Here is a 22148-nt window from a genome sequence, read left to right on the forward strand (position 1 = left end):
ACACAACTACAGATTGCTAGAAATTTACATTTGAGTCAAGAAGTCAGATAAAACGAAGTGTGGAGCGAAAAATAAAGGCTATAGAGAAGCTCTATAGCCTGTAATACTTAATTGGTAGAAGGTAATTCCATTATTCCGTCTATTTCAACTTGTGCACCTTTTGGTAGTGCACGAACACCTAATGCAGCTCTAGCTGGGTAAGGTTGTTTAAAGTATTGGCTCATCACTTCATTTACAGTGGCGAAGTTAGATAGATCAGTTAGGTAAATATTGATTTTAACTAAATCGTGAATTTTTCCGCCTGCTTCTTCACATACCGCAGCAATATTTTTAAATACTTGATGCGTTTGCTCGCTAAAATCTTCTGAAATCATTTCCATCGTTTCTGGAACTAATGGAATTTGACCAGATAAATAAACAGCGGTACCTACTTTAACTGCTTGGCTATAAGTGCCAATAGCTGCAGGTGCTTTGTCGGTAGAGATAAATGCTTTATTCATGTGTTTCCTATTTTATTTTTTACGATAGACTTTTTGTACATCAGGCATAACGCGAATGCGGCGCATAATGTTAGCAACGTGGATACGGTTTTTAACGGTAACCCCTAAATCTATCACGTATAAATTACTTTCTTTTTCATCGGTGGCAATTTCGACAATATTGGCTTGGGTTGTAGCGACAACATTGGTTAGCTTAGCTAACGCGCCTTGATGGTTAATAATTTCAACTCTCAGAGCTGCAATATATTCTTTTTCTGGGTTATCGTCCCATTTTACAACTAAGTATTTAGAGCGCTCATTTTCCCAACCACGAATATTTTTACATTCTTGGCGGTGAACGGTCAGGCCCTTACCTTGGCTTATATGAGCCGTAATGGCATCGCCTGGTACAGGTCGGCAACACTTAGAGTAATTCACTAACATGCCTTCAGTACCAATAATGGTCGCTTTAGCTTGGCTTGTTATATCAGTTAAATCGTCATTGTCATTTTGCAATAAGCGCTTGGCAATTAACATACTCATTAAGTTACCAGAGCCAATTTCTACAAGTAATTCAAGAAGCGTAGTTAGTTCGTGCTCTTCAAGTACTCTCGCTATATTTTCATCAGCAATGCTATCTAGTTTGTTTTCGCCTAATGCCGAATCAAGTAAACGGCGCCCTAAAAGCATGGCTTCTTCATGATGCTGGCTTCTAAGGTAATTACGAACACCTAAGCGTGCTTTACCAGTAACAATAAAGTTTAGCCATGTTGCATTAGGGTGGGCACCTGAGCTTGTTATTATCTCTATGGTTTGCCCTGTATCTAATGGCCTACTTAAAGGATGTGGCTTGCGATTAACGCGAGCGCCTACACAAGTGTTGCCTACATCAGTATGAACAGCATACGCAAAATCGACTGCGGTAGCGCCCATTGGTAGCTCAACAATACGACCATCAGGTGTAAATACGTAAATTTCTTCTGGAAATAGCTCAGTTTTTACGTTTTCAATAAATTCAAACGATGAACCCGCACTTTGCTGAAGTTCTAATAAGCTTTGCATCCATTGGCGAGCACGTTGCTGCGAAGTATTACCTGCACCATCACCTGATTTTTTATACATCCAGTGCGCCGCTACACCTTTGTCGGCCATCTGATCCATATCGTGAGTACGAATCTGAATCTCAACAGGTATTCCGTGTGGGCCAACTAATGAAGTATGAAGCGATTGGTAACCATTAGTTTTTGGTACAGCAATATAATCTTTAAAGCGTGTTTCTATAGGCTTATAAAGACTATGAGCCACACCTAATACGCGATAACACGTATCCATAGAATCAACTGCAATTCTAAACGCGTAAATATCCATAACTTCGTTAAATAGCAGTTCTTTATTAAGCATTTTTTTATAAATACTATATAAATGTTTCTCACGGCCTGACACAGTCGCTTTAATGCCTGATTCTTCAAGACGTGCTTCTATTTCATGTTGGATATTAGTGATAACTTCTTTGCGATTACCACGTGCTTTAGCTACTTCAGATTTAAGTGCGCGATGACGCATAGGATATAAAGCTTGAAAACCTAAGTCTTCAAGCTCATTTTTAATATCGTGAATACCTAAGCGGTTTGCTATTGGCGCGTAAATCTCAAGCGTTTCACGTGCTATTCTGCGGCGCTTATCTGGGCGCAGTGCCCCTAAAGTACGCATATTGTGCGTTCTATCAGCAAGCTTGATTAAAATAACTCGAATATCCTGAGTCATTGCCATAATCATTTTGCGGTAGTTTTCAGCTTGGAATTCTTTTTTATCTTTAAAGCTGAGCTTATCGAGCTTACTTACACCTTCAACGAGTTCTGCCACAGTTTCGCCAAAAATTTCGGCTAAATCTTGTTGGCTAAAATCAGTATCTTCAATTACATCATGCATTAGCGCGGCCATGAGCGTTTCATGGTCAAGATGCATGCCTGCAAGAATTTGGGTTACTTCTACTGGATGAGTTATGTAAGGTTCGCCACTTGAGCGAGTTTGTCCTTCATGGGCCTCTCGGGCTACCACGTAAGATTTTTGAACCAGCTCTACATCAGCAGCGGGCAAGTATTCTGAAATTTTCTTTTTAAGACCTTCAAAAAGATACATTCACACTCCAATGTTCTAGGGCCTGTTGACCTTTCAGGATTAAAATTTGTTCAATCTAGGGGCGATTTAATCGCGGCGCGAGGTTTTTAGCCTAGCGGGCTAAGTAAAAATCGAGCAACAAAGAGTAAATTGCCCCTAGGCAGAACCCTTTGGGCAGCGCATGTTTTGCATTTATGCTGCGTTATCGCCTATTTATGGGAAATAACCACACTACATAGGCTCTGCCTTGCCTAAATACCAAGCATACTGCTGCAAATTTAACCTCGAAAGATAAAAAGGCTCTAGTGAAGCAAATTAGGTAAGCTACGAATATACGATGAAATGAAAGGATTGCCAACGGCTATAGTAGAAATACTGCGCCGTTGGCTAAATCAGACCGGGAGGTCGATTATTGGTTGCCACCAACAATGGCAGCAACAGCAGCTAATTCTGCTGCTTCTTGGTGTTGTTGTTCTTCACGGTCAATTAAGTCCATTGAAGCGCTATCAACTAAACCTAATTCAATTTCACGTAAAGCAACTACCGTTGGCTTATCGTTTTCAGGGTCTACTAGTGGAGTCTTACCACCAACAGCAATTTGGCGGGCACGACGAGCCGCAACTAAAATTAAGTCAAAACGATTACCAACTGCATCTACTGCATCTTCAACTGTTACGCGGGCCATCACAGCACTCCAAAAATAATTTAAAAGCAAAGACGTAGTTTACTCCAAGGAGCCACTTTCGCCAATAGCCAGTGTTCAATTTTTATCAGTTTTACTTGCCTAAGCCTAATTTAAGTAGGCTTAAATTATTTAAGCAGACTATTTAGTAAAACTTGATGACGATCTTCTTGCGCTTTTAGTGTTAAGCGCTGAGCCATTACAATCATTTCTATGTCGGCAAGTGCGTCCTCAAAGTCATCATTAACAATTACAAAGTCGTATTCGTTATAATGTGATGTTTCAGATTGTGCTTTTGCCATACGAGAGGCAATAACCTCAGCCGAATCTTGGCCACGGTTATTTAAGCGTTGTTCTAATTCTTCTTTTGAAGGCGGTAGAATAAAAATAGTTTGTACGCTTGGCATAATTTTGCGCACTTGCTGAGCGCCTTGCCAATCAATATCTAAAAACACATCAATACCGGCATCAAGTTGCGACTCAATAGCCTGCTTTGATGTGCCGTAGTAATTATCGAATACTTGAGCCCATTCAAAAAAGTCATCTTTGGCAATAAGCGCTTTAAATTCGTCTGTAGATACAAAGTGATAATGCACGTCATTTTCTTCACCTGGGCGAGGGGCGCGAGTTGTATGTGATACAGATACTTTCATGTCAGCGTGTTTTTTTAATAACGCATTGATTAAGCTTGATTTACCAGCACCAGAAGGGGCTGACAAAATAAATAAGTTACCGCGAGTTTGTGCCATGTTTTTCTCTACCTAAAAATAAACAGGCTTGGGTTACAAGTAAGCCAAGCCTTTAATTAACTGTATTGTACTTTAATTAGCTCACCTTGCTCAAGTTAGTCGTGCTCATGTTGGTCATGTCCAAATTGGCTTGGGAGTATTTTGCTAAGTTAGATTTTAAATAAAATTGCAGTTTAAAATTATCAATGGAACTAGCCGTTAGATATAAGTATTTGATAAGGTGAAGTATCACCTAGTAAAGGAGCTTTTATGCTCAATAAAACTTTATTTACCGCACAACAAGTAAGAGACAATGAAGCTTTAGCGGCTAAAAATAGTCATTGTGATTTATTTACCCTAATGCAGCGTGCAGGCGAGGCTGTATATAAGCAATGGCAGTTATTTGATGCACAGCATACATTAGTTATTGTTGGCCATGGTAACAACGCTGGAGACGGTTACATTGTAGCTAGGCTTATTATGCAATCAGGTAAAGAGGTAACAGTATGCGCAGCTGAGCCTAATAAAGTATTAACCGGTGATGCAGCAAAAGCGCAGCAGTTATGGATTGAAGCGGGTGGGGTGGTTTCTCATTTTACAAAAGACACTCTTAATAGGTGCGATATCGTTATTGATGCGCTCCTTGGTACTGGCCTTAAAAGCACCGTGCGCGATAATTTTGCGAATATAATAAAAGCTGTAAATAACAGTGATAAGCCCGTAATAAGCATTGATATACCGTCAGGTATTGAGGCGAATACAGGGCAGCCTTTAGGATGTGCAGTACAAGCGACTTCAACCGTTACTTTTGTGGGCATTAAGCAAGGGCTCGCAACGACGGCAGGTAAACAATATAGCGGTAAGTTAGTATTTGATGATTTAGCAATTGGCGATGCGTTTACTTGTATCGCTCAATCTTCAGGAACCCTTGTTAATATCAATAGCTTTAAAGGAATAGCCACGCGGGCAATCAATAGTCACAAAGGAAGCCACGGTAAACTTTTATGTGTTGGTGGCAATCAAGGTACTGCAGGTGCAATTAGGTTAAGTAGTGAAGCAGCTCTTAGAACGGGTGCTGGCATGGTAAGAGTGTATACACACGAAAGCTCAATAACGCCTATTAGTATTGGCAGACCAGAACTTATGGTAAGCAGTAATAACTTACATCAAGCGCTAGAGTGGGCAAGCTGCGTTGTTATTGGCCCAGGGCTTGGGCAAGACGAGTGGGCACAACAAACATTCGATGAAGTAATGCAATATTGCCAAAACAATAAAATGCCATTGGTTATAGATGCAGATGCCCTTAATTTACTGGCTAAGAAAGCTTCATCATACACGTTAGAGCAATGCGTACTTACTCCACATCCCGGCGAAGCTTCGCGACTGCTAAGTGTTAGCACCAGCGACATAGAATCAGACCGCTTTAATTATGCCCGCCTTTGCGCTAAACGCTATAACGCGACTTGTGTATTAAAAGGCGCAGGAACATTAATAGATAATGCCCAGCACACGTGGGTATGTGAAGATGGCAACCCGGCATTGGCCGTTGGCGGCAGTGGCGATGTACTCACTGGTATTCTTGGTGCCTTACTTGCTCAAGGTTTAACTATTGATGAAGCAGCACGCTATGGTGTAACACTGCATGCTAAAGCCGGTGATATCGCCAGTGAGCGAGACGGGCAAAGGGGAATGCTACCCAGCGATTTATTTTCAATTGTCAGAGAGTTAGTTAATAAAGTGACGTGAGTTTAAACGTCACTTTATCTTGCTAATTATTAAGCTGCAGTAAGTCCCATTTTGTACCATATAGGTCTTCAAAAACCACTACGGTGCCATAGGGTTCTACTCGAGGCTCTTCGGTAAATGTAACGCCTTTTGAAAGCATTAAATTATAATCTCGCCAAAAGTCATTGGTATGCAAAAATAAAAATACGCGACCACCGGTTTGATTACCAATAGCGCTTATCTGTTCGGGCGTTGTGGCTTTAGCAAGCAGTAGATTAGTCCTGCTCGAATTAGTCCCATTTGAACAAGTCCCGTTTGAACTAGCCCCGTTTGAATTTGGAGGTGAAATTAACACCCAGCGCCTACCCTCTCCTAAGTTAGTATCCTCTACTAACTCAAAGTTGAGCTTTTGAGTGTAAAACTTAATTGCCTCATCGTAGTCCTTAACAACTAATGCAATGCTGCCTATATGCTGTTGAACGTTAGTCATGTTTAGCTCACTCCATACTATTAAATAAATGTGCTTTTTATCATATTTAACCTGAACTCTGGTTAAGAGATTTACCAACGTATTGAATTATAGTGATATTTAAATTTATTTTCTCTAGCCAGAAATTTTCAGTGAAAACAAGGCGAACTTACGCGTCAATAGCTGGCCTATTGCAAGTAAATTCAACGCAGTGAGCGCTGAAAATAGCTGCTTGAGATAGATTTATTATCCAGAGTTCAGGTTGTTTAGTAAGCGATTACGCAGGGTATATGCCCGCAGTATGTAACTTAGTTATAGGTATAAATTAAACAGTATCAATCTGCTTTATAATAAAAAGCAAAACCCAGCCGAGGCTGAGTCTACTTTAAACCGATTTTTTAGTACTAAGTGCATAAACGTTTTATCTGTGTAATTCACCAGCACGTTCTGGTTGATAGGTTACTTCTTTTATTTTTACCTTTATTAAGCCGCCACTCGGTTTAGGCCACTCAATTTCGTCGCCTTGGTTTAGCCCAAGTAATGCGCTACCAACGGGTGATAATATCGATATTTTATCGCCGCTAGAGTCACTGTTCTTTGGGTACACCAAGGTTAACGTAAATTCTTCTTTAGAAGACTCAACAATAAAGTTTACAGTTGAGTTCATCGTTACAACTGATGATGGCATATCTTTAGGTTCGACTATTGTCGCTCGTGCCAGTTCAGCTTCCAATTCTTCTTTATTAGCAAAGCTACCTGCAGGCAATGATTCCATTAAGTCATACAATCTATCTGCATCGAGTGATGAGATGATTAGTTCAGGTTTTTTATTCATCTTAATATCCTTAATAATTTTTAATAAATAAAATTAACTCTGAGTATGGCTTGGCATGCATTTAAGAAGCAAAGGGATACGCGAAGTCATTTTATTAATTAGCCACACCTGTGGCTTTTACTTTATTTGTGCCCAATAGCTAAAAACCCAGCCGAAGCTGGGTTTTTATTTGAGCTAGGTGTTTAGGGGATGATTACATCATGCCGCCCAAAAAAATTAAAGGGTTGATTTTAAGCAATAAAAAAACATAAAAGAAAAAGATACCCTTTTTTGTACCCTCCAGGTTTATTTGAGCGTTACAGTCAGTTGTCAATCCATCACCTTCTGTCCTGAGGTTAATTAAGCATCATATTTGCATTAGACCCGTGTTATAAACATGCGATATAAGTATTACCGAATTCTCCAATACTCTTCCCCATCTTCAGTTTCTGCCTTTTCAAGACCAACTCTGTCTTTGGGCATCAAACTAGCTTTAATAAGACTTGATAAATCAGTTAATAAAGCCCTTACTGAGTCAACATAACTATGTCCCAAAAATGTATCGTCAACCGCTGTGGAATCTATTGTATCCATTCCATCTAAGACAGTTACTGGGGGCATTAAACCAGCTCTATGGTTTTTGTGAACTGCCTTAGACAACCAAACAGCCTTATCTCTTTGAGATATATATAGAGTTTTATGACTTTTAATATTTTCAATCTTGTCCATCGATTGCATGAATACTCTTGTATCAACGTCTGGGGCAGCAAATACCAACTTATCTATAGCCGTGCTTTCACCATTCTTTATATCACTAGAAAGCTTTTCGAGGCTTTTAAGAATAGCTCTATTACCCATACTGTGAGCCATAATATGAAGGGTCGTTCCTGTCTCTATAGAAGCTATGTCGAGTTGTTTCACAAATTGAATAATAGCTTCGTAAGAGGCTTCAATGGTTGCTTCATCTGCATTATAAGAGCTAATTTCTGCATCTGAAGGCCAACTAAAGAATATCGCAGGAGATATTTTCAAGTCATAGGAAAGTTGAGCCGTGCGTACTGCTGCATCGTTGAAAGAGACGTTGTACCCATGTAAGAAAAACAATGCCTCTTTTTCTGCATTTGAATTCTCTTCTTCCATTGACTTCTTCAATTCATCCCAGTACTTCTCACTAGCAATTGGTTTAACAGACAGTACTCTCAGTCTGTCATCACCTTTAAAAAGCCGAATCCACCATGCAGAGCCTATCGAACCCGGTTTGTGTCCTTCAGGTATATTCACCAAACACTTTCCATGCGTTGTAACTTTGTCCCAACTACCAAATGACACTTCGCCATTATTTTCGTTAAGTTTACGATTTGTACCAAACCATACAGGAATCTTTCTTGGATCTTCCAAAAATTCATCTTCAATAACGCTATCAAATAGCATAACTTCTTCTGAAAAATTTATTTCTTTTTGAAGAAAGTCGATAGGAGAAGTATTGTCGTCAACAGACTTGTTTAGCTGTAAATCAATGGTAGTAGTATTTTCATGCTTTATTATGTCGTAAACTAAGCTAGAAAACGCCTCCATATTTTGGCTATCTTTAAGTAATATCCTCGCAAGATCACCATGAGATTTCATTGCTTCCACTGTCGCGCTTCGGATTGTTCTTGGTAGGTCGCCATGCAAAGCTTGAATTTTGGTGTTGCTCTCAACTTGGTCGATAACACGTGCGTCACTTTTAGTTATATCAACGATGTGAGAGGTAAAATGTTGTTGTCCTGTTGCATCTGAAATATCACCAAACAGATTATTCATGCGCACCACAATCTGACTAAGGAACTCTTTTTCTCTATCAGTTGCATCATGCTCATTAGCTTTAATGCCAGTAAGTGTTCCGCTTTTAGTTTCATCAGGCTGATCTAATTTACTGATCTTATAACCTTTTAATACTAAACCAGTTAAGTCCACTTGATCTTGAGCTACACCGTTGAGTCTTTTAGATAACAGTTTGCCAAAGTTAGCGAAGTTTTCTAAATTAGGGTCTTCTAATTCTATCAGTTGAGCAACATAGCTATATACTTTAACAAAGCGTGTAAGATCAGATTTAAAACGTATCAAACCTTCTCGCTGCTTTGTGTATTCAGAGCGTTTAGTGTCAAACACCTTCATGGCGTTTTCATCGTTTTCTTTATGAGCTTGATTGTATTTTCTTTCCCACTCATTAATAGCTTTAGTTAACTCCTGAAGCTTAGAGTTAAATACGTCATTAGGTCTTTGAGTTGCTGTATATAATTTACGATGAACTTGTTCTGACGTGGATTTTGTTTTTAATAAACTAACATTAACTTTTTTAAATTTGTCTAAATCTTCATGATTATAAATATCAGCATTATCAAGAATGGCTTTTATGTCATAAACAACGTTAATGTCTTGAACATCTGCTAATGTTGCACCTTCATCATAATCTTTGAATGCTTGAAGAATGGTTTCAGGTTCATTGGCGAAATCAATAACATAAGTTGTATCTTTGCCGGGGTAAGTTCTATTTAAGCGTGAAAGCGTTTGTACGGCTTCGACACCGCTTATCTTTTTATCGAGGTACATCGCCACTAACTTTGGCTGATTAAAGCCTGTCTGAAACTTTGAAGCTACCAGCATGACTTTGTATTGAGACTCTTCAAAAGCATGTCTGAGATCAGTATTACCAATTTCAGGGTTCATATTAAATTCGGTGTACTCGGCCTCTTCATCAAATCCATAAGTGCCATCATCGTCACCTAGCTCAGTTCCTTTAACTTTGCCAGAAAATGCAACTAATGCCTTAATGCCATGAAGGTTGTTCTTCTTGATATAAGCATCAAACGCCATTTTATATTTAACAGCTTGTGGTCTGCCACTTGTTACTACCATCGCTTTTGCTTCACCGTTAAGTAAGTGCATTACATTTTCTTGAAAATGCTTAACAATAAACTCAATTTTTTGTGATGGATTCGTTGGGTGTAATGACTGCCATCGAGCTAATGATCTACGAGCCATTTTTTTATCTACACGCTTGTCATCTAAATCAAGTGTACTGGCAAGTTTAAAAGCTGTTTTATATGGAGTGTAATTTTCCAATACATCTAAAATAAATCCTTCTTCAATTGCTTGGCGTTGAGTGTATTTATCAAAAGATTGAGGCTTGTTTGTATCAGAAACAGGCTCGTTTTCGTCTTCAGGACGACCAAACAATGTAAACGTACTGTGCTTAGGTGTCGCAGTAAATGCAAAATGACTAATGTTGTTAGGTCGAACCCTTGAACGTTGAACTTCCAACAGCAGGTCTTCAATAGACATGTTATCTAAATTATCTTTAGAGTCTAATGACAATGCAGCTCTTAACCCTTGAGCTGTACTACCTGTTTGTGAAGTGTGTGCTTCATCAATAATTACAGCAAAGTTTCTATCTTTAAGTGACTTTTCTGTAATGATAGATTCCATAGCAAACGGGAACGTTTGAATAGTAACTATGATGATGGGAGTACCATTTAACAAAGCTTCAGCTAATTGTTTACTTTTTGGTTTGCTGGTTTTCTTTTTATCAATTGCTTCAATCATGCCAAATTGATGATCGATCTGTTGAATAGCATCTTGAAGTTGAGCATCTAGTACTGTTCTATCAGTAACAACAATCACCGAATTAAAGTGCGCTTTGCCTTCTTCATTTCTAAGTCGAGTTAAATCATGGGCTGTCCAAGCGATAGTACTTGTTTTACCTGAACCAGCACTGTGCTCACATAAATATTGCTGACCAGCTCCTTTAGCTTTGGCATCTGCAATCATTTTATTTACAGCTCTGAGCTGATGATACCGAGGGAAAATTTGAACTTCTTTGAGCTTAGGAACGCCATGCTTATCAACTTTTTCAGAAGATTCAATATAAACAAAGCTATGAAATATTCTTAACCAGCTATCTTTTTTGCAAATTTCTTCCCAAAAGTAAGCGACAGGATATTCACCATCATCTCTTGTCGGATTACCAGCATAACCGTTATTACCTTTGTTAAACGGTAAGAAAAATGAGCTTTCACCTTCTAACTTAGTTGTCATCTTAATTTCACTATCAGACATAGCAAAATGAACAACAGCACCACGTTTGAAGGTTAATAGTGGCTCTGCTCTACCGTTAATGACAGGTAATCTATCTTCTTTGTATTGTTTAACCGCATCATCAATAGATTGAGTAAAGTCAGTCTTTAACTCAACGGTAGCGACAGGAATACCGTTTATGAAAAAGACTAAATCAATTTCCCACTCACGAGTAGGGCAGTACTTTAATTGGCGAACAACTCGTAAAATATTTGCGTTATATTTTTTTACTTCTTTCGGATTTCGATTGTCTTCAGGGGCTTTTTGGCTCAATAAAATTTTACCTGCACCTGCTATTTGAATACCTTCACGCAATACCTTCATCGTACCAAGCGTTTTGCTTTCAAGTGACTTAGCTACTCTATCTACAAGTACTGTTTCGGCTCTGGCTCCGTTGAGCTTTTCAAGCTTTTCCCATGCTTCAGGCTGAGACGTTTTTACCCACTTAGCAACATCTTCAGTATATAACGCACGTTCTTTATCATATTTATTAGACGAGCCTTCAATCCACCCATTTTCTACTAATTTTTTTGTTATATAGGTTTCTAAATGAACCTCATGATGTGCTGCCATTACGCGACCTCCCTGACATCTATTTTCCCTGTGACTGCTGCACTGATTAGAGCTATACGGTGCTCTTTCAATAACTCAATAGAAGATTTAGTTTCTTTAATAAGCTCATTTATTTTTTTATCTTTATTAGAAAGATACTTTGCAATTTCTATTTGTTCATTTTCTGGTGGCAAAGGTACAGGCATTCGCTTTAACAGCTCTTGGCTTAGTGATGCTCTTGTTACCAGATTCATCTCTTTAACAAAGAAAGCTCTTAATTTTTCATTTTGAAAATAATACTCTGAGAATAATGGGTTGATAGTATTATCTTTAGGTCTAAATTTAATTAGAAATCCTGCAAATACGGCATCGGGCATATCTTTATGGCATACAGAAGTAAAACCAATTTCATTGATGGTTTCAGACGTTCTTGTAAATAAAACATCACCTGCTTGGATAGAATATATTTCACGATCTTTAATTGTTGATTCTACTAAGCCTTTAACTTTTTCAGGTAACGCCTTGTTGTTATAAACATCTCCATAGCTGACAAACGGGTAGCCACTGCCGAAAGCATCCCCTCCGATGTTTATACCGTTTTGGCATTCTCCTATGTATCGTAATTTTCTTAGCTCCCAATGCTGAGGTATATCTCCAATCCACTCAACACCACTAGGTTTCATCATCACGCTGTCATTCAACCCTTTGGTTACAGTATGAGAGATCATTGCTTCGCGTTTTTCTTGAAGTAACTTTATAAAACTTTCTTTTTCATAGATAAGGCTATCAATTTTCTTTGTTTCAAAATCTAGAAAAGACACTATTGACTCTCGCTCATCATAAGAAGGTTCGCAAAAAGATAGATTATCAATATCTTTCATTCCTAAGTTTTTTTGAGTATTAGAGTTACTTTTAATTTCACATAAAGATTGTAAAAATTTAGACTGAAGTGAGTAAAATATATACTTTCCGTCAACTTCAGACTTAGGGCTTATAACTGCTAATGGAGACCAAACGTTAAAATCCTTATCACTATCAACAAAGGCAACCTTACCGACAGAAGCCGCTTTACCTAGCAATACATCACCCTTAACGGGTTTGCACTTTTTGGAATAAATTTTATGGTCTTCTGCACTTATATGTCTGCAACCTTCAAAAATAAGTTTGTTTTTTTGAATGCCATCAACTGATAAAAAGGGTATTCCTACATCTAAAAAAATAGGTGTTTCGTGAGGACCATCTTTTACAAAAGAGCTTGTTAAATACTTCAAAGGTAATCGTAACCACCCTTTAGGGATTTCACCTAACCATTGAACACCTGATGGTTTATATTCTGAATAAGGCTTCATCATTCAGCCACCTCCTCAAGAAGTTCCTGAATTCGAGTTTCACTTGCTTTTAAATCGTTATCAATATCTTTTAGCGATCGTGGTGGAACATACTCATAAAAATAACGATTAAAATTAATTTCGTATCCCACAACACCTACTTCGCCATCTCTAGAATCACGTATAGAGTAATCAATAAATGCATCTGATACATGAGGCAAAACTTCTTCATTAAAGTAGTCTTCAATATCTTTGCCAAAAGGAACGGTTTCATTATCATTAAGTGTACTGTCAGGAACTACATTACCGCTTGCATCTAAAATAGCTTCACAGTTTTCATCACGCACCATAAAGTGGTTGGTAAAAGCGGTTGCTAAAGCCTTGGCTGTTCTACCAAAACCCTCTAAGTTGTTATGACTTTTTACTACTTCAAATAAATGTGAATAGTCGTATTCACCAAGATTTTTATTGAAAAAATCTAACCATGCGTTTTGTTGAACATCAGTTAATTTGTCAAAGGCTTTAACTTCTGCAAGTGCTAATATTTTGTCTTCTGCTAAGATTATTTTTGCTCTGAGTGGGCGTTTAATAGCTATTTTTCGATAAGCAAAGTCAGTCGTTTTGAATACTTTTACTGACTTTGAATGTGCGTTTTCAAAAGAGTCGTAATCAACAACAATTTGCTCCATTTGTTTACGCGAAATTTCTCTACGTTTATTACCTTCAGACTTACGCATTTGAGTCCATGTATCCGCTAAGTTCATTAACTGAACTTTATTTTTACGTTCTTTGGCTTTCTTATTCGATAAAATCCATATGTAAGTGCCAATACCCGTGTTAAAAAACATATCATTTGGTAATGCTAAAATTGCTTCAACATAATCGTTTTCTAATAACCAACGCCTAATTTCAGACTCACCAGAGCCAGCATCACCAGTAAATAGCGGTGAACCTGAAAGAATGATACCTATGCGCCCACCACCATTTTCAGGTGACTCCATTTTAGACACTAAATGCATTAAAAAGAGCATCGAACCATCACTTACTCTTGGTAAACCTGCGCCAAAACGACCTGCATATCCTAATGTTTCATGTTCTGTGACTATTTGTTTTTTTACTTTCTCCCATTTAATACCAAATGGAGGGTTAGCAAAGCCATAATGAAATTTATTACCACGAAGGTGATCTTCAGAAAGCGTATTACCTTGCTTAATGTTGTCGGTGTCATACCCTTGAATCAACATCGATGTTAATGCCATTGCATGGGTTTTTGGGTTCAATTCTTGTCCGTATGGCACAATTTTAGCGGTAGAACCCGTATTTTTAATTTCGTCAATGGCATCAAAAAGGAAGCCGCCAGTACCACAAGTTGGATCGTAAATAGTTCTGATAACACCTGATTCAGTAAATATTTCAGTGTCTTGGTTTAATACCAGCAGTGTTGTTAAATGAACCGCATCTCTTGGTGACATAAATTCACCAGCTTTTTGATTAACCGATGCGGCAAAGTCACGGATTAATTGCTCGTAGGTGTTAGACATAACTCGGTCTGATACTGTTTCACGCGTTAAATCTAAAATAGCAAATTTGCTAACGATAAAATAAAGTAACTTGGCGTTATCTAATTCAGCAATAGTATTGATGAAGTTGTACTCTTCAAATATCTTTCTTACGTTTGCTGAAAAGTGACTGACGTATTGTTCTAAGTTAGATTTAGTGTTGGTGCTACCTAATGTTTCAAGCGTGTATGTACTGGTATTAAAAAATGGTAAACCTGAATATTCTGGTAGCAATAAATCTAAATCGATACCTGAATCTTTTTCGTTTTCGTATTCCGCTAAAACCGTTTCTTTTGTTGGCTCTAGAATACATTCCAATCTGCGAAGTAAAAGGAGAGGTAGGATAATCCTGTCAAAATCTGAATGTGTGAAATCACCCCATAAGCTGTCGGCAACGTTCCATATAAAACTCGATAAATTTGATACTTCTGTGCTGGAGTTATTATTCATTTTTTAATTCTCTATATTTTGTTTAGCTATCGCTATTGGTAATTTTTACGGATGCTTCGGTTAACCCGATTCTAATCAACTCAGAAATTGCGCCATCGATGCTTTTGAATATTCTTGGTTCGTAAGGTTGTCTTGAGCTACTTAAAACGATTGGCTCGCCTTTCCACTCTGCCACAGAACCATGAAAAATAATGTGGAATGAACCTTTACTGCCAATAACTTCAGCTTTGTTGATCATGTTGCTTTCAACTCTAATTTTAGCCATAGAGCTAAGAATGCAATTACCGCCATTTATACCTGAAATCATAATAATCACCTCTAAAATTCAGTATCAATACAATAGTTTGTTTTGCATCAATATTCAATATCGTTTCAGTAGGTGATTTTGAATTTTTATAGTAGCCAGCTATACAACTGTTAATATAACTGAAAGTTATTACCTGATAGTAAAGCTAAGTAAATTGGGAGTAACTTCACAAACTAGTTAGACAAAGCCTTATAAACGGTTGTACGAGAGCAGTTGAGCTGTTTAGCTATTTGAGATTTGTTAATGCCTGTATTGGCAAGTGTGCGGATATTTTCATTTAATTCGATATTGACTGGTTTACCTTTATATTTCCCTTTTAGCTTGGCTATCGCTATGCCTTCACGTTGACGCTCAAGCATCATAGAACGCTCGAATTGATAAATACCACCTAACATAGTCAGCATTAGTTGCTGCATCGGATTGTCTTCGCCAGTGAATGTTAGTGATTCTTTGTGAAATATAAGTTTTACGCCTTTATCTGTTAACTCTTTAACAAGCATAAGAAGGTTTTCGGTATTACGAGCCATTCGGCTTATGTCATGCACATGAACCGTATCGTCCTTTCTTACAAACTTTATAAGCTCTCTCAGAGCAGGTCTGTTTGTATCTTTACCGCTACACTTATCTGTGAACGTTTCATCTAGTGGGATTTCATTTAGTTGTCGTTCGGTGTTTTGTTCGATTGTCGAAACACGAATATACCCGATTTGTTTACCACTCATATTTATTCCTTGGAAAGTGTTCACTTTAAGTCTTAAATGTTATGACAATATACGTACACTTAATCTAAAGCAACTTAAAGTGAACACAATTACCATTAATGATGAACGTACACTTTGACTATGCCTAAAATGTACGCTTTGTTAATGTTGATTCGTGTTTTATTGATACTATGACTTGCCTTGATAACTGGTATCAATATACAACTGCTTTTTGATACCAGATAATCAGGTTAATGTAATGGACTTTACTTTTGTGCCATCATTTTCTGAAAGGCTTGAAATTGATTAAATTGCTCTTCCATATCAGGGGAGGTACATTCAGCTGGCTTGGCTAATTTACGCAGTAACTCTGCTTGTTTATAATCTGGCACATCACCATAACTATAAAAACTGGTTAATACGCTTTCATGCCCCAAGTTTTGACTCCATGCTTTAAATTCTTCAGGCGTTAAACAAAGATTCTCACCTAGCCTTACTAAAGTGTTACGGAAGCTATGAGGATTAAAGTAGGGTAAACCAACAGCCTCAAAAGCTTGTTTGAATACCTTGCGGATAGGGGTAGCATTACTCCAGTGCTCTTTAAGTAACCCAATGGCCTCAAACTGCTGATTTTTATTGTGTCCTAATTTGGTTTTTGGAAATAATGGATCATTTTGCTTATATCCAAGTTCATTTATTAAGTATTCAATCCAATGAGTCAGAATCTTTGATGGCAGCTCACCCACAGGAAAAAAGTAAGTAGTAAAGGTTTTACTATATTTAGTATTTACATCCCTAGCATCTTGATAAAAGCTTTGCTCGGTAATATCAATGTGTTTAATTTTGGCTGAGGCTACGGCACTATCTCGTGCGCCAGTTAAGATAATAAAAGCGATTAAAGCTCTTTCACGCATCTCAATCTCCGTACTAGAGGGCATTGCTTCTAATGTCTGAATAACTTGCTCAATTTTAGCCACATTTTTTCTTCGCTTTGTATTAGCAATACGAGTATCTTTTTCAGATAAATTGAAATATTCAATATCGCTGTAGTTGATTTTTGCTCTATAACCTTTTTGCGTAACTAAAAAGTGAAAGAACATTTTTATGTGACGAATTGCAGTAAGTACTGTTGCTTTACTCAATACCTCTCCAGTCACAGTTGATTTTTGAGCAAGAAGATCCTTCTTAAACCCAATGGCATGCTTTGCCCTAAACTTATTAAAATCAAGGTACCCTGTATATTCTTCAAAGCGATTAATTGACTTCATGGCACCGTCAACAGTTGATTTGTCGTAGCTTTTTGCATCCCCCAAATACTTGCTATACTCATGAAGAATTCGGGCGTTATTAGTGTTATTTTTTTTCATCATTAAATACCATATCAAAAGGACAATTTAAGAGAGCTTCTTCTCTCAGGATTAAGTGTTTTTCAGCTATCGGTAATTTACCCTCAAGTTCAAGCCAAATTTGATTCACATTGCGCCAAGAAACATATTTATTTGCTTGGCAGCCACATTCTTTACAGTGCCCAGACATCTGCGCCATACCAGCAGGTTTCGATATAAACTTAAGTGATTCTATAGTTGGGTTTTTAGGCTCTTTGCATTTGAAACAGTAAATTTCATGTATTTCACATTTGTACATGTAAGTTTTTCGCTTCTGCTTTAAATGAACTTTTAAGTCGCTTCCATGGATCAAAAGTGGACGCCTATCATCAATTACAGGCAAGCCAACACGAATCCAGTTACGTACAGTTTTAGGATGAACTCCTAATGCTTCGCTAACATCAATCACTGTATAACTACGATGAATCTTGATGCGATTGGGGTTGTTACGACGGCTCATTGTTAGTCACCTTAGATGCAGCTATGCGCTTATCAAGCCATTGCTCAATGTCTGAATCGAGCCAGCCAACAGCTCGCTCACTTAGTGAAATAGTTTTCGGAAAAATACCTTTAGCCATACCCAAGTAAATGGTACTGCGAGATAGACCTGTTTTATTTTTAACTTCAGGTAAGCGAATTATTTTATGGGACACATTGGAACCTTTTAATCGTTTATTGGATGATTAGAAGGTTATTTGATTTGAGAGGTCTGAAACGCAATTGAAGAAAGTAGAGTTTCAATTGCGTTTTTTAATTCATACAAAGTGGGCTAATCTATATGCTCAGCAAGTTCTTGTAGAGTTGCGCGGACGGTGTTGTCAGCGATAGTTTTACCATATTTTTCAACGATTAATTTAATAACGGGGGCAGAAGCTTTATAAGGAGGGGTTATACCTAACTCTTTCAGTAGTGCCCCTATTAGAATGTTTTTTGTAGTTCGTTCTTTAGATGTAAGTGGTTTTTCTTCTTGCGGCTTATTTTCTATCAATTGGATAAAGCGAGTGATTTCACGATTTTTTATAATCAAAACGCAACCAGCATCAGAAAGTTTGATACAAGGTACATATTGTATGTCATATTTATCAGTTCGAACTAATTGCTCAAGAACTATGGGAAGATTTTCAAAAATCTTAGCAGGTTCTTCCGCAAGGGCACGTTTCCTCTCTTTTGATTCGTTGTATTCAGGACTACATATTTTCTCATAGTCAAAGTATTTATATAGCTTACAAGTGACGCCATCTTGTTGCACTAAGATACCATTTTTACTACGATTTTTTACACTTACCCCTGAATTGCTTTCTTCATAATACTCTTTAATTTCATAAGCCTCTTGGCCTTGCATTGTTAAATCCCAAATACCAGCCATACTTTGAACAGTGCGGTTCAAGGTATTAAATTTTTGCTGAGGTAACTGCTTCTCAGTCTCATCGACTCCCCCCAATTCACCCTCTATACCATATCCATCATTTACAAAATACATAGAAAGTTTTAAGTGACCATCGAGTGCTAGCCGATATAAATCATTTACAGTTATATTTTCATTTATTTCTTTAGAGATACGCGCAGCTGCATTTTCAAGTGAGAGCCACTCTCTAAACTTGTCTGTTTTTTTCATTGTTTTTATGTACCATTGTTATTTTATATTAGACAATTGATCTAAATAGTCTGCCCATTCTTGCATTAGTTTTGTTCTCTCTGCCAAGTATATTGAGCGATTGTAGGCTCTTGATGTAGCCGAGCCAGTAAGGTGGGCAAGTTGCACTTCAATGACATCGTGGTTCCAGCCTTTTTCGTGCAGTATGGTTGATGCTGTACTTCTAAAACCATGTGCTGACATGACATCGGCAGGGTACCCTAAATCTCGTAAACGATTAGTTAATACATTTTTACTCATAGGTTTGCTGCCATCTCTTTGGTTAGGAAATACCAACTTGGAGTAGCCTGTAACAGTTTTCACTTCTTTTAAGTGTTTTACGACTTGCTTTGACATCGGCACAATATGCTCTCGGCCGCGTTTCATTTCTTCGGCTGGTATTCTTATTAGTGAATCATCAAAGTCAACGTATTCCCACTTCAGGTTCCTAATCTCAGTTGGTCTTAAGAATACTCTAGGTATTAATTTAAGTGCTTCAACAGTGCAGTAATTGCCTGATTCTGTTGTATCTATATCTCTAATCAATTGGGCAAGTTCATTAGGCTTAACGATTGCAGCCCTATGTTTTACTTTTGGTAAGGGTTTTAGTATATCGGTGAGAGGTAGGCCTTGTGCAGGATTATTTCGTGTCAATCTGTGCGCTAATGCATAACCAAAAACACGATTGATTACCGCCAGTATATTTGGTGCTTTTCTGGGGCTTCCAGTTGCTTCAACTGCTAACATGAGTTCAGTAATATGCCCAGCGTCAATATTATCAATGTGAAGGTTACCTAAGCTTTTAGAGTCCACCAGCAGCCAGCGATTGATTCTTTTTTCGTGATCCTCCGACCAAGAACCTTTTTGCTGCTCCCACCACTTTATTGCAATGGTTGAAAATAACTTGTCTTTAGTTACCTCTTTTGTGCGTTTTCGTTCCCGCCTTTCATCCATAGGGTTAATACCATTGATTAAAGACGCTCTTGCTTCTTCAGCCAATCTTCTAGCTTCGCTGAGAGATATGGAGGGGTATTTTCCAAGAGCCATTTCTTGGTACTTTCCTGCATGTCTAAATCTGAGCCGCCATAGTTTGGAGTTATTGTTTTTAACCAGTAAAAACAGATTGTTACCATCTGATTTCTTTATCTGCGCTTTGTCTTCAGGACAGGATATATTTTTTACTTCTTGTGCAGTTAATGGCATTTACATCTCTTGTGTGGGGTACTTTATGAGGGGTATGCATATTAAATATGAATAAAATTAAACTGAAGTTTGCAGTGGTACCCTTCATTAATACCTTGTTATTTTTGGAAGTAGTGAAATATTATCGGATGTAAGAGGAAGTAAAGTCAATAAAAAAGCCCGCAAAACATAGCCTTGCGGGCTTCTTAGGATGCTATAGTATATGGGTTAGATGATTACATCATTCCGCCCATACCACCCATTCCGCCCATGCCACCCATATCAGCGCCACCAGCTTCATCTTTTGGGATTTCAGCTACCATTGCTTCAGTAGTGATCATTAGACCCGCAATAGACCCTGCAAACTGTAATGCAGAGCGTGTTACTTTAGTTGGATCTAGGATACCCATTTCAATCATGTCGTTGTATTCGCCAGTTGCTGCGTTGTAACCAAAGTTACCTTCGCCGCCTTTAACTGCGTTAATTACAACTGATGCTTCTTCGCCAGCGTTAGTTACGATTTGACGAAGTGGTGCTTCCATTGCACGAAGTGCAACTTTAATACCGTGGTTTTGATCTTCGTTGTCGCCAACTAAATCTACCAGCTTGCTAGCTGCACGTACAAGTGCAACGCCGCCGCCAGGTACTACGCCTTCTTCAACCGCTGCACGAGTTGCATTTAATGCATCTTCAACGCGGTCTTTTTTCTCTTTCATTTCCATTTCAGTAGCAGCACCTACTTTGATTACTGCAACACCGCCAGCTAATTTAGCCATGCGCTCTTGTAGTTTCTCTTTATCGTAGTCTGATGTTGCTTCTTCGATTTGTGCTTTAATTTGTGAAACACGACCGCTAATACCCGCTTCTTCACCAGCACCATCAATGATTGTTGTATCATCTTTAGTGATAATTACGCGCTTAGCTGTACCTAGGTCTTCAACTGTTGCTTTTTCAAGCTCTAAGCCGATTTCTTCAGAAATAACAGTACCGCCAGTTAATACAGCGATATCTTGTAGCATTGCTTTACGACGGTCGCCAAAACCAGGTGCTTTAACTGCTGATACTTTAACAATACCGCGCATGTTATTAACTACTAATGTAGCTAGTGCTTCACCTTCAAGGTCTTCTGCGATGATTAGTAGTGGTTTGCTTGCTTTAGCAACCGCTTCTAATGTTGGCAATAATTCGCGGATGTTAGATATCTTTTTATCTACAAGTAGAATAAATGGGTTATCTAGTTCAACAGTGCCTTTTTCTGGGCTGTTGATAAAGTAAGGAGATAAGTAACCACGGTCAAACTGCATGCCTTCAACAACATCTAGTTCGTTTTCAAGTGATTGACCTTCTTCTACAGTAATAACACCACTGTTACGTCCTACTTTTTCCATTGCTTGTGCAATGATGTCGCCAATCTCTTTATCAGAGTTAGCTGAAATAGTACCTACTTGTGCAATTGCTTTAGTATCAGAACAAGGAACAGATAACGCTTTAAGCTCTGCAACAGCAGCAATAACTGCTTTGTCGATGCCGCGCTTAAGATCCATTGGGTTCATGCCTGCAGCAACAGCTTTAAGGCCTTCATTAACAATAGACTGTGCAAGTACTGTAGCGGTAGTTGTACCATCGCCGGCTGCATCATTTGCTTTAGATGCAACTTCTTTAACCATTTGTGCGCCCATGTTTTCAAACTTGTCTTCAAGTTCGATTTCTTTTGCTACAGATACACCATCTTTAGTGATAACTGGAGAGCCAAATGATTTGTCTAGTACAACGTTACGGCCTTTAGGACCTAGTGTAACTTTTACTGCGTTTGCCAGGATGTTTACGCCAGTTAGCATTTTAGCGCGTGCGTCACCTGCAAAAAGTACTTCTTTTGCTGCCATGTTTTAAATTCCTCTAAATTCTTAAATGTTTATAAAC

At 38.2% G+C, this 22148-nt stretch carries 18 protein-coding genes; 1 reads left to right on the plus strand and 17 read right to left on the minus strand.

The features are described from left to right. Positions 1–107 precede the first annotated feature (107 nt). The 4 genes from I6F45_RS13000 to gmk form a co-directional block, all read right to left on the minus strand. A complete protein-coding gene (locus I6F45_RS13000) occupies positions 108–500 on the minus strand; it encodes a RidA family protein (protein WP_007580015.1) in 393 nt (130 codons plus the stop codon). 12 nt (positions 501–512) lie between these two features. Further along, positions 513–2618, minus strand: coding sequence for a bifunctional GTP diphosphokinase/guanosine-3',5'-bis pyrophosphate 3'-pyrophosphohydrolase (spoT, locus tag I6F45_RS13005; RefSeq protein ID WP_007580016.1), 2106 nt, complete (start codon positions 2616–2618; stop codon positions 513–515). Positions 2619–3006: 388 nt separating this feature from the next. Continuing rightward, positions 3007–3282 (minus strand): DNA-directed RNA polymerase subunit omega, encoded by a 276-nt coding sequence (rpoZ, locus tag I6F45_RS13010; protein WP_007378835.1) that lies wholly within the window; start codon positions 3280–3282, stop codon positions 3007–3009. Positions 3283–3407: 125 nt separating this feature from the next. Continuing rightward, positions 3408–4028 carry a guanylate kinase gene (gene gmk / locus I6F45_RS13015; RefSeq protein WP_197160727.1) on the minus strand — a complete coding sequence of 207 codons (621 nt, stop codon included), beginning with the start codon at positions 4026–4028 and terminating at the stop codon, positions 3408–3410. A gap of 249 nt (positions 4029–4277) precedes the next feature. On the opposite strand from gmk, the gene I6F45_RS13020 reads away from it, so the two are divergent. Next, positions 4278–5753 (plus strand): NAD(P)H-hydrate dehydratase, encoded by a 1476-nt coding sequence (locus I6F45_RS13020; protein WP_197160729.1) that lies wholly within the window; start codon positions 4278–4280, stop codon positions 5751–5753. 22 nt (positions 5754–5775) lie between these two features. Here the strand turns inward: I6F45_RS13020 and I6F45_RS13025 are convergent, their stop codons facing one another. The 13 genes from I6F45_RS13025 to groL form a co-directional block, all read right to left on the minus strand. Next, positions 5776–6222: a VOC family protein gene (locus tag I6F45_RS13025; RefSeq protein WP_197160731.1), complete on the minus strand. Its 447-nt coding sequence runs from the start codon at positions 6220–6222 to the stop codon at positions 5776–5778. A 400-nt stretch (positions 6223–6622) separates the two neighbouring features. Next, entirely contained in the window at positions 6623–7036 is a 414-nt protein-coding gene (rnk, locus tag I6F45_RS13030; RefSeq protein WP_010555031.1) for a nucleoside diphosphate kinase regulator, read from the minus strand. A 390-nt stretch (positions 7037–7426) separates the two neighbouring features. Beyond that, on the minus strand, positions 7427–11704 hold the full coding sequence (locus I6F45_RS13035) for an alpha/beta hydrolase (protein WP_197160733.1): 4278 nt from the start codon (positions 11702–11704) through the stop codon (positions 7427–7429). After that, positions 11704–13035: a restriction endonuclease subunit S gene (locus I6F45_RS13040; protein WP_197160735.1), complete on the minus strand. Its 1332-nt coding sequence runs from the start codon at positions 13033–13035 to the stop codon at positions 11704–11706. The genes I6F45_RS13035 and I6F45_RS13040 overlap by 1 nt, the downstream gene beginning before the upstream one ends. Beyond that, positions 13032–15020: a class I SAM-dependent DNA methyltransferase gene (locus I6F45_RS13045; RefSeq protein WP_197160737.1), complete on the minus strand. Its 1989-nt coding sequence runs from the start codon at positions 15018–15020 to the stop codon at positions 13032–13034. Before I6F45_RS13045 ends, I6F45_RS13040 begins: the two co-directional genes overlap by 4 nt. Positions 15021–15042: 22 nt before the next feature. Beyond that, entirely contained in the window at positions 15043–15327 is a 285-nt protein-coding gene (locus I6F45_RS13050; protein ID WP_197160739.1) for a hypothetical protein, read from the minus strand. Positions 15328–15500: 173 nt separating this feature from the next. Then, positions 15501–16049, minus strand: a complete 549-nt coding sequence (locus I6F45_RS13055) for a recombinase family protein (RefSeq protein WP_197160741.1) — start codon at positions 16047–16049, stop codon at positions 15501–15503. Positions 16050–16294: 245 nt separating this feature from the next. After that, positions 16295–17398, minus strand: coding sequence for a tyrosine-type recombinase/integrase (locus I6F45_RS13060; RefSeq protein WP_197160743.1), 1104 nt, complete (start codon positions 17396–17398; stop codon positions 16295–16297). Further along, positions 17382–17873, minus strand: coding sequence for a helix-turn-helix domain-containing protein (locus I6F45_RS13065; RefSeq protein ID WP_024593419.1), 492 nt, complete (start codon positions 17871–17873; stop codon positions 17382–17384). The genes I6F45_RS13060 and I6F45_RS13065 overlap by 17 nt, the downstream gene beginning before the upstream one ends. After that, complete coding sequence (locus I6F45_RS13070; protein WP_165740715.1) at positions 17860–18066, minus strand: helix-turn-helix transcriptional regulator; 207 nt, start codon at positions 18064–18066, stop codon at positions 17860–17862. Before I6F45_RS13070 ends, I6F45_RS13065 begins: the two co-directional genes overlap by 14 nt. 116 nt (positions 18067–18182) lie before the next feature. Further along, a complete protein-coding gene (locus I6F45_RS13075) occupies positions 18183–19028 on the minus strand; it encodes a hypothetical protein (protein WP_165740714.1) in 846 nt (281 codons plus the stop codon). Positions 19029–19046: 18 nt separating this feature from the next. Continuing rightward, entirely contained in the window at positions 19047–20249 is a 1203-nt protein-coding gene (locus tag I6F45_RS13080) for a tyrosine-type recombinase/integrase (RefSeq protein WP_197119378.1), read from the minus strand. Between the two features lie 215 nt (positions 20250–20464). After that, entirely contained in the window at positions 20465–22111 is a 1647-nt protein-coding gene (gene groL / locus I6F45_RS13085; protein ID WP_165728306.1) for a chaperonin GroEL, read from the minus strand. Between the last annotated feature and the right edge of the window lie 37 nt (positions 22112–22148).

The sequence above is a fragment of the Pseudoalteromonas sp. SWYJZ19 genome (genome assembly GCF_015864375.1).
GTDB classification, from domain to species: Bacteria; Pseudomonadota; Gammaproteobacteria; order Enterobacterales; family Alteromonadaceae; genus Pseudoalteromonas; species Pseudoalteromonas arctica.

Bases quoted from the DNA above. Each gene is read 5' to 3' on its own strand.
- I6F45_RS13000 (WP_007580015.1), bottom strand. From the start codon at position 500: ATGAATAAAGCATTTATCTCTACCGACAAAGCACCTGCAGCTATTGGC.
- spoT (WP_007580016.1), bottom strand. From the start codon at position 2,618: ATGTATCTTTTTGAAGGTCTTAAAAAGAAAATTTCAGAATACTTGCCC.
- rpoZ (WP_007378835.1), bottom strand. From the start codon at position 3,282: ATGGCCCGCGTAACAGTTGAAGATGCAGTAGATGCAGTTGGTAATCGT.
- gmk (WP_197160727.1), bottom strand. From the start codon at position 4,028: ATGGCACAAACTCGCGGTAACTTATTTATTTTGTCAGCCCCTTCTGGT.
- I6F45_RS13020 (WP_197160729.1), top strand. From the start codon at position 4,278: ATGCTCAATAAAACTTTATTTACCGCACAACAAGTAAGAGACAATGAA.
- I6F45_RS13025 (WP_197160731.1), bottom strand. From the start codon at position 6,222: ATGACTAACGTTCAACAGCATATAGGCAGCATTGCATTAGTTGTTAAG.
- rnk (WP_010555031.1), bottom strand. From the start codon at position 7,036: ATGAATAAAAAACCTGAACTAATCATCTCATCACTCGATGCAGATAGA.
- I6F45_RS13035 (WP_197160733.1), bottom strand. From the start codon at position 11,704: ATGGCAGCACATCATGAGGTTCATTTAGAAACCTATATAACAAAAAAA.
- I6F45_RS13040 (WP_197160735.1), bottom strand. From the start codon at position 13,035: ATGATGAAGCCTTATTCAGAATATAAACCATCAGGTGTTCAATGGTTA.
- I6F45_RS13045 (WP_197160737.1), bottom strand. From the start codon at position 15,020: ATGAATAATAACTCCAGCACAGAAGTATCAAATTTATCGAGTTTTATA.
- I6F45_RS13050 (WP_197160739.1), bottom strand. From the start codon at position 15,327: ATGATTTCAGGTATAAATGGCGGTAATTGCATTCTTAGCTCTATGGCT.
- I6F45_RS13055 (WP_197160741.1), bottom strand. From the start codon at position 16,049: ATGAGTGGTAAACAAATCGGGTATATTCGTGTTTCGACAATCGAACAA.
- I6F45_RS13060 (WP_197160743.1), bottom strand. From the start codon at position 17,398: ATGATGAAAAAAAATAACACTAATAACGCCCGAATTCTTCATGAGTAT.
- I6F45_RS13065 (WP_024593419.1), bottom strand. From the start codon at position 17,873: ATGAGCCGTCGTAACAACCCCAATCGCATCAAGATTCATCGTAGTTAT.
- I6F45_RS13075 (WP_165740714.1), bottom strand. From the start codon at position 19,028: ATGAAAAAAACAGACAAGTTTAGAGAGTGGCTCTCACTTGAAAATGCA.
- I6F45_RS13080 (WP_197119378.1), bottom strand. From the start codon at position 20,249: ATGCCATTAACTGCACAAGAAGTAAAAAATATATCCTGTCCTGAAGAC.
- groL (WP_165728306.1), bottom strand. From the start codon at position 22,111: ATGGCAGCAAAAGAAGTACTTTTTGCAGGTGACGCACGCGCTAAAATG.